General features: G+C 53.5%; 8 protein-coding genes. 6 read left to right on the forward strand and 2 right to left on the reverse strand.

All coding sequences use genetic code 11. The annotated features are described in order from the left end of the window. Nucleotides 1-176: 176 nt before the first annotated feature. Nucleotides 177-2,219 carry an acetoacetate--CoA ligase gene (locus OQ371_RS12655; RefSeq protein ID WP_265994133.1) on the reverse strand — a complete coding sequence of 681 codons (2,043 nt, stop codon included), beginning with the start codon at nucleotides 2,217-2,219 and terminating at the stop codon, nucleotides 177-179. A gap of 190 nt (nucleotides 2,220-2,409) precedes the next feature. Between OQ371_RS12655 and OQ371_RS12660 the strand changes: the two genes are divergently transcribed. Beyond that, a complete protein-coding gene (locus tag OQ371_RS12660; RefSeq protein ID WP_265994134.1) occupies nucleotides 2,410-4,266 on the forward strand; it encodes a pseudouridine synthase in 1,857 nt (618 codons plus the stop codon). Between the two features lie 108 nt (nucleotides 4,267-4,374). On the opposite strand, the gene OQ371_RS12665 is transcribed toward OQ371_RS12660, so the two are convergent. Next, nucleotides 4,375-5,124, reverse strand: a complete 750-nt coding sequence (locus tag OQ371_RS12665) for a response regulator (protein ID WP_265994135.1) — start codon at nucleotides 5,122-5,124, stop codon at nucleotides 4,375-4,377. Between the two features lie 313 nt (nucleotides 5,125-5,437). Here OQ371_RS12665 and OQ371_RS12670 point away from each other — a divergent pair, with 313 nt between their 5' ends. Genes OQ371_RS12670 through OQ371_RS12690 form a run of 5 tightly spaced genes read left to right on the forward strand, consistent with a single transcriptional unit; the run spans nucleotide 5,438 to nucleotide 11,887 of the window. Further along, on the forward strand, nucleotides 5,438-8,911 hold the full coding sequence (locus OQ371_RS12670) for a response regulator (protein WP_265994136.1): 3,474 nt from the start codon (nucleotides 5,438-5,440) through the stop codon (nucleotides 8,909-8,911). Further along, the gene (locus tag OQ371_RS12675) at nucleotides 8,908-9,735 is read left to right on the forward strand and encodes a CheR family methyltransferase (protein WP_265994137.1); all 828 of its coding nucleotides are present in this window, start codon (nucleotides 8,908-8,910) and stop codon (nucleotides 9,733-9,735) included. The genes OQ371_RS12670 and OQ371_RS12675 overlap by 4 nt, the downstream gene beginning before the upstream one ends. Next, nucleotides 9,732-10,319 carry a chemotaxis protein CheB gene (locus OQ371_RS12680; protein WP_265994138.1) on the forward strand — a complete coding sequence of 196 codons (588 nt, stop codon included), beginning with the start codon at nucleotides 9,732-9,734 and terminating at the stop codon, nucleotides 10,317-10,319. Before OQ371_RS12675 ends, OQ371_RS12680 begins: the two co-directional genes overlap by 4 nt. Before the next feature lie 37 nt (nucleotides 10,320-10,356). After that, nucleotides 10,357-11,442, forward strand: coding sequence for a sensor histidine kinase (locus OQ371_RS12685; protein WP_265994139.1), 1,086 nt, complete (start codon nucleotides 10,357-10,359; stop codon nucleotides 11,440-11,442). 7 nt (nucleotides 11,443-11,449) lie between these two features. Then, entirely contained in the window at nucleotides 11,450-11,887 is a 438-nt protein-coding gene (locus OQ371_RS12690; protein ID WP_265994140.1) for a response regulator, read from the forward strand. Nucleotides 11,888-11,897: the final 10 nt, after the last annotated feature.

The raw sequence follows: 11,897 nt of genomic DNA on the forward strand, positions 1-11,897 counted from the left end.
CGTACCCACGCATTAAAGCCCGTGTTTTTCATTTAATTGACTGTGTCATTTACCAGCTGTATAGACCAAACTCACACGGTCCGGCCTATCGGTACGTAACTTCTGCATAACGTAAAATAACCGGTAAATTGTTTGTCGGATTCCTAATGAAAGATAGGTAATTTCTTCCGACTCTCCTACTTGACCAGTAAATCTGATTTCATGGTATCCGCCAGTTGAATATACGTATCAAGGGCCGACGGATTTCGGAGCGTATCCGGGTTAGCGACCCGTTCGGGCGATAGTCCCATCAGGATCTTTTTCACGGGCATTTCTACCTTTTTACCGCTGATCGTGTACGGAATTTCCGGTACCTGATAAATGATATCGGGCACGTGCCGGGGGCTGTACTGCGTCCGGAGCGCCTGCCGGATCTGCTGGGCCGTTGCCTCATCCAGCTCCGCTGTCTGCCGGTTTTGGGTGTCTTTCAAGACAACGAACAGGGGCATAAGATACCGTCCGCCGTGCAGCTCCAGACAAACCACCAGGCTGTCGGCCACCGCCGGAACGCTTTCAACGGCGCTGTAGATTTCGCTTGTCCCGATCCGGACTCCGTCGCGGTTGAGGGTGGCATCGGACCGGCCGTAGATGATGACGGTTTTGCGGTCGGTGATTTTAATCCAGTCGCCGTGCCGCCAAATGCCTTCGTACTGCTCAAAATAGCTGGCTTTGTAGCGCTGGTTGTCGGGGTCGTTCCAGAAATACACCGGCATCGACGGCATGGGTTCCAGAATGACCATTTCGCCTAGTTCGTTTCGCACCGGCTTGCTGTTTTCATCAAACGATTCAAGCTTGCAGCCCAGCATCCGGCATTGGATTTCCCCTTCGTATACCGGTAGGAGCGGAGAGCCACCGACGAAACCGCTGCAAACGTCGGTACCCCCGCTGAGCGACACCAGCCAGACGTTTTTCTTGACCGACTCGTAAACCCAGCGAAACCCTTCGGGCGGCAGGGGTGAACCCGTCGAACCAATGGTTTTCAGGTGCGGTAATCTGGACGAACCCGCGAAAGACAAACCGGCCCGCATACAGGCCAGCAGGTAAGCCGCCCCCGTCCCGAAATGATTGACTTTGGCCCGCTCGGTCAGGTTCCAGAGCACGTCCAGGTTCGGGTGGATTGCCGAGCCGTCGTAAAGCACGAGTGTCGACCCAACCAGCAGCGAGGCCAACGAATAATTCCACATCATCCAGCCCGTCGTCGAATACCAGAAATAGCGGTCGCCGGGCTGCACGTCCTGGTGCAGGGCCAGCGCCTTGAGGTGTTCGAGTAGGCAGCCGCCGACGCTGTGGGTAATGGCTTTGGGTTTGCCCGTGGTTCCCGACGAAAATAAAATCCAGAGCGGATGTTCAAACGGTACGGGTTCAAACGACAGGGGGGCGTTGGGCTCGGTTTCGAGCACGGTATTCCACAAAACGGCTTTGCTGCGCGGACCGGCCGGTGGCTCAAAGGACGGGTTCAGGTACGGAATCCAGACCACTTTCTTTACCGTTGGCAGGACGCCCTGCAGGTCGTTCAGCGCGTCGGTTTTATCAATCTCTTTGCCGCCGTACACGTAGCCGTCAACGACAAACAGGACTTTGGGCTCAATGGGCCGGAACCGGTCAACGATGCTGGCCGTTCCGAAATCCGGCGAACAGCTCGACCAGATAGCCCCCACGCTGTTGGTTGCCAGGAACGCCACAACGGCTTCCGGAATATTGGGCAGGACCGACACCACGCGGTCGCCGGGCTGTACATCGTTTTTGCGCAGAAATTCGGCCACTGCATTTACCTGCTGCTCCAGTTCCGACCAGCTCATGGATGTCAGCGGGTTTCGTTCTGATTGGTAAAGCAGGGCCGGCCGTTCGTTGGTTTTGTTGCGAAAAATATGCTCGGCGTAGTTCAGGGTAGACCCCGTAAACCAGCGGGTGCCAATCTGGCCCGAAGCCGGTTTCTCGATGACTTCCTGGTAGTCCTTGTGGCAGATGACGTTAAAAAACTGCCAGATGCTCAGCCAGAAATCTTCCAGATCAGTGGTCGACCAGTCCCAGAGATCGTGGTAGTCGCGGAAATACAGTCCTTTTTTGACAAACAGCCAGTCCAGATACCGCTTCATCTGTGAAGAATCGATGAACCGCCGGTCGGGTTTCCAGAGCGGTTCTTTGCGTTCAGCGTGTGTGGGGAAGTGTTCAGAAGCCATAGTAAAAATCTAACTCGAAATTCCTGGAATTATTCTGAATCGTTTCGAACGAAATTGTGTTCCGTTTCAGAACAAAGTCAGAATTTATACGAAAATACGCTAACTTTGCAGCCCATTTCAGAAAGCGTTTTAGAACTGGCTGAAAATCAAATTATTCTACACAAACTACAGTAGTGATACTGCAACTTTTATGAGCAAAAGGAGAGAAGAACCAACAGGTCGCCGGGAAGGCCGAACAGGTGGAGCGGGGCGGCCTGATTCAGCCAGTAAATTCTACAGTAAATTCAATAAAGATACCGAACGGCGGGACGATTCCCGCGGGGAAGAACGCCGGGAGCGCAGCTTCGATAAACAGCGGGGAGAGCGTTCGTCGGGTGCCCCACGCCGGTCTGACGACAACCGGTCGCGGAATGATTCGCCACGCGGGGAGCGGAGTGGCCGCTACGAAGGCGGAGGACCCCGCCGGGAGTTTGACCGGCCGCGCGAATCCCGCGATGACAACCGGGAGTCTCGCCGGGACAACGACCGGGGGTTCCGTCGGGATGATAACCGCAGCAACCGGTTTGAAGGCGGAGGACCCCGTCGCGATTTCGAAGGACCGCGCTCAGGCCGGCCTTCGTCGGATCGGGATAACGATAATAGAGGATTTCGGAGGGATGAACGCGGCTCCGCAGACCGGGGCAACGCCGGACGCCCCCGCTTCGACGAGAACCGCTCACGAAACGATGACCGCGGGGAGCGGAGTGGCCGCTACGAAGGCGGAGGACCCCGCCGAGACTTTGACCGGCCGCGCGAATCCCGCGATGACAACCGGGAGTCTCGCCGGGACAACGACCGGGGATTCCGTCGGGATGATGACCGCAGCAACCGGTTTGGCAATTCGGAACCCCGCGAGGACCGTTTCGGCGGGGAACGCTCGTACGGTGACCGTTCACGGAATGCCGACGCCCGTCCTGAGCGTCGGGACAATCGTTTTGGTAATGAACGCAGCTACAGCGATCGCTCTGATCGCAGCCGTGATCAAGAATCCCGCCATCAGCGCGATGCGCGTCCGGGTTTCGACCGTTCGCGCCGGGATGACCGTCCGTCACGCGATGATCGCCCGGGCTACTCCGACCGTTCGCGCCGGGACGAGAACGATGAATCTTACCGCCGGAAAGTGCAAGACAGCCGGGAGCGGCAGGTGGGTCGGTCGCAGGCGCCGGACTATGATATTGATAAATTGAGAGCCAAAGCGTTTGCCGGCCGTGATTCCCGCGATAAACGGGGGAAGAAACCGGGTCGGAGCCAGGCCGTCAGCAGAAGCCGGAGCGAGTCCACTTCAGAGGAGGAAGATTCGGGCCTGATTCGGTTGAACCGCTACATTGCCAACTCCGGGATCTGTTCGCGCCGGGATGCCGACGAATTGATTGCCCAGGGCGACGTGAGCGTCAACGGGAAAGTGATCACCGAGATGGGCTACAAAGTGAAGCCCACCGACGTGGTCAAATACGGCAGCCGGGTGTTGAATCCGGAGAAGATGACCTACGTGCTGCTGAACAAACCCAAAGATTACATCACCACCACCGATGATCCGAACGACCGCAATACGGTGATGGATCTGGTGGCAGGTGCTACACCGTACCGCATTTATCCGGTGGGGCGTCTCGACCGTAATACAACTGGCCTGCTGCTGCTGACGAACGACGGTGAACTGGTTGAAAAATTGACGCACCCGTCAAACGAGGTGAAGAAAGTGTACCAGGTAGAACTTGATAAACCGATTAGCGAGGAGCATTTCGAAGCGATTCGCGACGGGATTGAACTTGAGGACGGTTACATCAAGCCCGATGATCTGGGAATTGTTACCCCGGACGCTCAGGTGATTGGCATTGAAATTCACAGTGGTCGCAACCGGATTGTCCGCCGAATCTTCGAGCATTTTGGTTACGAAGTCACCAAGCTGGACCGTACGGTTTATGCCGGTTTGACCAAGAAAGAGTTGCCGCGCGGTTCGTGGCGGTATCTGGACGAGAAAGAAGTGATTCGGCTGAAGTTTTTGCTGTAACTGAGTTTTATGTTTTGATGCTATAAAAAACAGGGCCTCACCAAGTGAGGCCCTGTTTTTTATTCTGCTCCCTGAACTGCCGTTCAATGGAGAGAAAAATAGACTTGCTTACTTATTGCCTCCTTCGTCCAGCGTTTTTAAGCCTACGGCAATATCGCCAAACAGAACGGTCAGTTTGTCCCGAATTTCGTCGTCGGGCATGGTGGGGTTTCGTTCCAGCTTTTTCAGTTCAGCGGCCAGTCCCAGCATGGCAAGCGAATTGAGCGAGGAGCGAAACCGGTGAGCCACCCGGTCGAACTCAACCCGGTCTTTCTGCTCGAGTGCACCAAAGAGTGCCTTCCGGTTATTGGGAAGGTCGTTTTTAAAGTAACTGATCAGCTCATTCAATAACTCGCTGCTGCCTCCCGTCATTTCTTCCAGATAAGGCCGATCAATTACGGGCAGCTTTTGTTCTTTCTCCGGAAGATACCGCTCCAAGACGGCTTCGAGCTGCCTTTTCTGAACGGGCTTCGACAGAAAATCATTCATGCCCGCGGCCTGGCAACGGGGGCGGGCGTCAAACTCGGGGTTTGAAGTAACCGCTACAATCGGAACCGAAAGTTGTAGTTGCTCCCGAATCACCCTGGTAGCCATCAGACCGTCCATCACCGGCATCTGAATATCCATCAGTATTAGATCGACGGTTTCGCTCTTTAGGAAATTAACCGCTTCCAACCCATTGTTGACCACCACATTAGAAATACCATACTTGCGAAGCAAGGTCGACAGAAAGGCCTGGTTGATCAGGTTATCTTCAACAATCAGAACCCGACCAGCCAAGTCAGCTCTTGGGGGTTGTTGTGAAATTGGAAAACTCATGATGATTTACTGGCAAAGGGCTTTTCGTAATTTTAAGGCAACAGTACAACTTTTTGAAGGAATTATTGTCTGATAATTCGAATTGCTTAGTACTTTTAGAGAAATTTTTTAAAGATAGTATTATACAAATACAGTAACAAGGAGCGGTACGGTTTTTGCCCTTTCTATTATAATTATGGCCGTTTCACGACACTAGTGACCACTTCGGTTGCGATTAGGGAACTGGAATTGTCTGAGTCAAGTTGCGAGTTACTTTAGAGGGCCACTTCGCGTAAAATTTCAATTTGTTGCTACCGTCTCCGGCTTTAGGCGTATGAAAATTTCATCAACCAGGTGGTTGTCCATCGGATCAGTCATTGCACTGCTGATCTTTGTTAGCATCGGCATTATTGCGTTTCGAACCATTCGGAATCAGTTAGAAGAAGCGCGGTGGGTGGAGCACAGTTATATGGTTTTAAACCAGATTGGGCATACCCGGCAGTTGCTCATCGATATGGAAACGGGTCGGCGGGGCTTCCGGAGCACCAACGAGCCGCGGTTTTTGAAGCCTTACAATGAGGCTATCCATAAAGTAATGCCAGCGGCCAGTCATATTAAAGATCTGGTAACGGACAATCAGAGCCAGCGTGAGCGGGCTGTGGAGATTGAACGAGGGGTGCTGGAAATGTTGCAGTACTGGAAAAGCCTGGGCAACGACGCCAGCCAGTACAGCAAGGTCGACATTGTTCGCATCACGGACGGGGAGAAGACCCGCATGGATAACTTGCGGCAGCAACTGGCAACCATGACTCGTGTGGAAGAATCCTTACTGGCCAACCGGGAAAGGGAAAGCAACCGGGCGGTGATGTTGGCGATCAATGTGTTTAGCCTGGGTGCCGTTTTCCTGCTGGGTCTGGGCGCCCTACTTTATTACCTGTTTTCTTCGGAGATCAAGAAACGCCAGAATGCGGAGGGCAACCTGCAGCAGAATCTGGATGAGGTCGAACAGTTGAATCAGATTAGTACGGAAAAAAACTGGATGCTGACCGGTGTATCGCTGATGAACGACGCCATCCAGGTGGTGGGCGAGTCGGACTCGCTGGCGCAGGAGGTTTTGCAAACAATTACCCGCTACCTGGAGGTTCCGGCGGGCGCTTTTTACTGCTACGACGAAGATCGGCAACTGCTGGAACTGAATGCCGCCGTGGCCCTGCCGACCCAGATTTCCCGCGCCTACAGTTTGCACGAAGGTTTGGTGGGGCAGGCGGCTACGAGCCATGAGATGATTGTGATCAATCACGTTCCGGCGGGGTATTGGTCGATTCAGTCGGGAAGTGGACAGGCGCTTGCGGGACAAATCATTTGTGTGCCTCTCTGGTACAAAAAAGAGTTGAAGGGCGTGATGGAACTGGCAACTTTCCAGCCACTGGGCATGGCGCAACTGGATCTGCTGAAAACCGTTGGCAACAACATTGCCATTGCCCTGAATGCCGCCGAAGCCCGGAAACGAGTGATGCGTTTGCTGGAACAGGTTCAGGAACAGAAAGGAGCGCTGGAGCATCAGCAGGAAGAACTCCGGCAGTCGAACGAGGAACTGACGCGTCAGGCCGAGATCCTGCAGGCGTCGGAGGAGGAATTGCGGGTTCAGGAAGAAGAACTCCGGCAAATCAACGCCGAACTGGAAGAAAAAAACGAAGCCGTGGAGGTGGGTCGTCAGGCCCTGTCGCAGAAAGCCCGCGAGCTCGAAAACACCAGCCAGTATAAATCAGAGTTCCTGGCGAATATGTCGCACGAGTTACGGACGCCGTTGAACAGCGTACTGATTCTGGCCAAAATGCTGTCCGAAAACAAAGCCAGTAACCTGACCGACAAACAGATTGAGTACGCCAATGTCATTCACAAATCCGGGTCGGACCTGCTCAACCTGATCAACGACATCCTGGATTTGTCTAAAATTGAAGCGGGCAAAATCGACATGGTGGCCGAAAATACGTTGGTCAGTAACATGGTCTACGACCAGGAGCAATTGTTCAGCGTGGTGGCCGAGCAGAAAGAGGTGAAACTGGTAACGGAAGTCGACGAGTCGGTTCCGCAAACCCTGTTCATCGCCCGGACGCGACTCGAACAGGTGATCAAAAACCTGCTGTCCAACGCCTTTAAGTTTACGCCCATGGGCGGTACCATCACGCTTTCTTTCCGAACGCAGGCGCCCATGAACGGCTTTACCAACGAACCGCTGATCCGCGCCAACCGCCTGCTGGTTATTTCCGTAACCGATACGGGCATTGGTATTCCGGCCGATAAACAGCAGTTGATCTTCGAAGCCTTCCAGCAGGCCGACGGTTCAACCAGCCGGAAATACGGCGGTACGGGGTTGGGTCTTTCCATCAGCAAAGAACTGGTCAAACGGCTGGGGGGCGAAATGCGCCTGCAGAGCGAAGAAGGAAAGGGCAGCACCTTTACGGTTTACCTGCCGCTGGTTGAGGCCCCAACGAACCCGGCACCGAAAAAACAGCCCACGCCGGAACCCAAGAAGGAGCCCGCGATGGCAAAGGACGCAGTGGCGCATTTGCAAAAGAATATTGTCGAGCAAAACGATCTGAAAGATGACCGTAACTCACTGCAGAAAGGCGATAAGGTGATGCTGATTGTGGAAGATGATCCGGTATTTGCCGCTGTCGTTCAGGATTTTGCCCGCGGGAAAGGTTACAAAACCGTGGTGGCATTGCAAGGTGACGAGGGCATCCATTACGCTCGGAAGTACAAACCGTCGGCCATTATTCTGGACATGCAGTTGCCGGTTGTCGACGGCTGGAGCGTGCTGAACTGGCTTAAAAACGACGAAAACCTGAAACACATTCCGGTACACGTGATGTCGGCGGCCGACGAACCGAAATCCGGTATTGGCAGTGCGCTGGCTTACCTGCGCAAGCCCATCGAGAAGCAGGATCTGGAAAAGGCGTTCGGACGAATCAGTGACCATTTGCAGGCTCAGGTCAAGCAGGTGCTGGTGTTGTCGGGCGACTACCTGAACGACGATTCCCTGGAGCAAATTATTGGTCAGCGTCAGTTCGAACTCGAATGCGAGTACGTCCGTACAAACGAAGAAGCGCTCAGGAAGCTGCAGGAGCGCACTTTCGACTGCCTGATTGTGGACATGGGGGGCGATCTGGAAAAAGGGCTCGAACAATTGAAACAGTTGCGGGAAGCCATGCCGTCGCAACCGCTGCCGGTTATTATTTACATGGACAAGGATCTGAACCCGGCCGATGAGTGGAAGCTCAAAAAACTTTCGGACGTGGTCATCCGGGAGTCGTCGCAGTCGATAGACCGCCTGATGGACGAACTAGAACTGTTTTTGTACAAGGTTCAGGAGGTAGAAACCAAGGATTTGCCCCAGCCGCTGACGCAGATCAACGACCAGAGTTTGCAGGGCAAAAAAGTGCTGCTGGTCGACGACGACATGCGGAATGTATTTGCGCTCAGTACCTTACTGGAAGATCAGCAAATGGAAGTCTTGACGGCAGTTGACGGGCGGGAAGCCCTGGAGACTTTGCAGGCCAACCCGGATGTCGATGTGGTGTTGATGGATATCATGATGCCGGAAATGGACGGTTACGAAGCCACCCGGCGGATTCGGACGGATTTGAAAAAAACGCATCTGCCGGTGATTGCCCTGACGGCAAAGGCCATGCCCGGCGATCGTGAAAAAGCCATTGAAGCGGGCGCGTCGGATTACATTACCAAACCGGTCGATAGTGGACGTTTATTTTCTTTGATGCGAGTATGGTTATCCGTGAAAGCATGACGGGGAAGAATCCCATTTCAGCGGAGGAACTCGAGGAGATTGTCTTCTTGATTCGGCGGCAGTACGGCTACGATTTCGGCGATTACGCCCGGGCTTCGCTGCACCGGCGGGTGATTCGGTGTATGCAGAAGGCAGGATGTCTGACGGCCTATGAGCTTAAGTACCAACTGACGAACGACCACCGGTTTTTTGCGTGGTTCATTGAATCGCTGACGGTGAACGTCACGGAGATGTTCCGTGATCCGGCTTTTTACAAAGAATTGCGCCATAACGTGTTGCCCAAACTGGCGTCGTATCCGGCCATTAAGATCTGGCACGCGGGCTGTTCGACGGGGGAGGAAGTCTTTTCGATGGCTATTCTGTTGCACGAAGTGGGTTTGCTGAGCCGAACCCGGCTGTACGCTACCGATCTGAATCCGGCAAATCTGGAGCGGGCCCGGCAGGGAATTGTTCCGTTGCAGTACATGAAAGATTATACGGCCAACTACATTCAGTCGGGTGGAACCAACGATTTTTCGGCGTATTATACGGCCCGTTACGAGAATGCGATTATTCATAAGGAATACCGAAAGAACATCGTCTTTGCCGTACACAACCTGGCAACGGATCAGGTTTTTAACGAATTTCAACTGGTCTGCTGCCGGAATGTACTGATCTATTTCAACCGGACTTTGCAGAACCGGGCGATCAGTCTGTTCAGCGATAGCCTGACACCGCTCGGGTACCTGGCGCTCGGTATGAAGGAATCGCTGCTCTTTACGGACGTCCGGCACCAGTTTGAGGTGGTAAACCCCACAGTCCGGATTTACCGCAGCAAACGATGAGGAAAGCGAATCAGATGAATCAAGTCAAGGTGGTGGTGATCGGCGGCTCAGCGGGCAGTATTTCGGTGGTGACGGAATTACTGCGGGCATTGCCCCGGAATTTTTCGTTCAGTGTCATCATTGTTCTGCACCGCCTGAGAAACGTGTCCAGTAGTCTGGAGATCATTTTGGCGGGCAAGGTGCAGGAAATTACCATTCGGGAACCCGACGACAAGGAGGAAATTCGGGAGCAGTCTATTTATTTAGCCCCGCAAAATTACCACCTCTTGGTTGAAGCAGATAAAACGTTCAGCCTGGATTATTCCGAAGCCGTCCACCATAGCCGTCCGTCCATCGATGTAACCTTTGAAAGCGTTGCACAGGTTTATGCCGGTCAGGCGGTGGGGGTTTTGCTGAGCGGGGCCAATCCGGACGGAGCCGACGGCTTACAGGCCATTATAAACCAGGGTGGCAGGGCCATTGTGCAGGACCCGACCACCGCCGACTACCCGGCCATGCCGAAGGCGGCTCTGGATCGGAATCAGGAGGCTGTCGCGCTGACGCCACCGGAAATTGCAGCTTTTTTACGAACTCTTACTCAATAATTGATAGAAAATGGTATCAGCGAATCACTCCCAGGAGATGACAATTTTGCTCGTCGACGACCGCGAGGAAAACCTGCTTGTCCTGGAAGAAATGCTGGCTAATGATCAGCGCACCTTTATAAAAGCCACATCTGGCAACGAAGCGTTGCGTCACGCCCTCAGGAACGACCGCATCGGGCTGGTCATGCTGGATGTGCAAATGCCCGAGATGGACGGCTTTGAAGTGGCCCGAATTTTGAAGTCGAATCCGAAGACCAAAGACATTTCCATCATTTTCGTAACGGCCATCAACAAAGAAGAACAGTATATTTTGAAGGGCTTCGGCGAAGGGGCCGTCGACTACCTGCAAAAGCCGCTGGATGTCAACGTGACCAAGGCCAAGGTCAATGTTTTTGAGCAGCTCTATCATTATCAGCAGGAACTGAAACAGACTGCCAGCCAGTTGGAGAAAATCAACAAACAGTTGGAAAAGTTTGTCTACATCGTGGCCCACGATCTGAAGTCTCCGCTGGTCGGGATGATTGCCGCCCTGTCGTTGCTGGAAATGAAGAACGAAGAGGATGTGGTGCCGCGGGAGGAAATTCAGGAATACGTGGGGCATTCGAAGTCGGCGGCCTTCCACTTGTCCGAAATGATTAACTCGTTGCTTGAATTTTCGCGGAAAAACGTGGCCCAACAGACCATTGAAGAAGTGGATGTGCACGAACTGGTTGATCAGATCGCGCTGCTGCTTTTCCCGCCCAAGCACATTTCCATCGAGATCAACGGGCGTTTGCCAGTGTTGAAAACCAAAAAGATTAAGCTTCATCAAATTTTTCAGAACCTGCTCAGCAACGCCATCAAATACAACGATAAAGCCGAAGGTCACATCGAAGTCGGTTGCACGGATCGGGGGCGTTCGGTTGAATTTTACGTCAGAGACAATGGGCCGGGCATCCCGGAGGACGAACACGAAACCATTTTTAAGTTATTCCGGACCACCGCCAACGTCTCCCAAACCGACACCAGCACGGGCGTCGGGTTGTTTATCCTGAAAATGCTGGTTGAAGAGCAGGGCGGAAAAATCTGGGTTGAGTCGGCAATGGGAAAGGGCACTACATTTTATTTCGAATGGATGAAGTAGCGAGAACATGGACAAAGAAGAAAACATAACCTTCTACATAGTGGAAGACGATCCGACGGATTTTGAGCACATCAACCGGGCGATTCACGAGATTCAGCCCGCATTAAAAATCCGGCGGTTCCTGCACGGGGCGGCTTTGCTGGCTCATCTGCAGAACAGCCAGCCCAGCGAATATCCGTCGCTGATCATGCTCGATTTTTTCATGCCGGTGCTGGACGGTCTGAAAACCCTGCAGCAGTTGAAGGCCAACGAAAATTTCCAGCAGATTCCCGTCGTGATGTGGTCGGGATCGTCGCGGCCCGAAGACATCAGCCAGGCATACCGGTTGGGAGCACGGGCGTTCCACACCAAGCCGGTTTTGTTTGAAGACTGGCAGGAACAACTCCAAACCACCCTGCGGTATTGGCTAAGAACCGTCGAACTTCCGCATCTGGCCGAGTGCTGACCAGATCGTT

It is taken from the genome of Larkinella insperata (genome assembly GCF_026248825.1).
Lineage (GTDB): Bacteria > Bacteroidota > Bacteroidia > Cytophagales > Spirosomataceae > Larkinella > Larkinella insperata.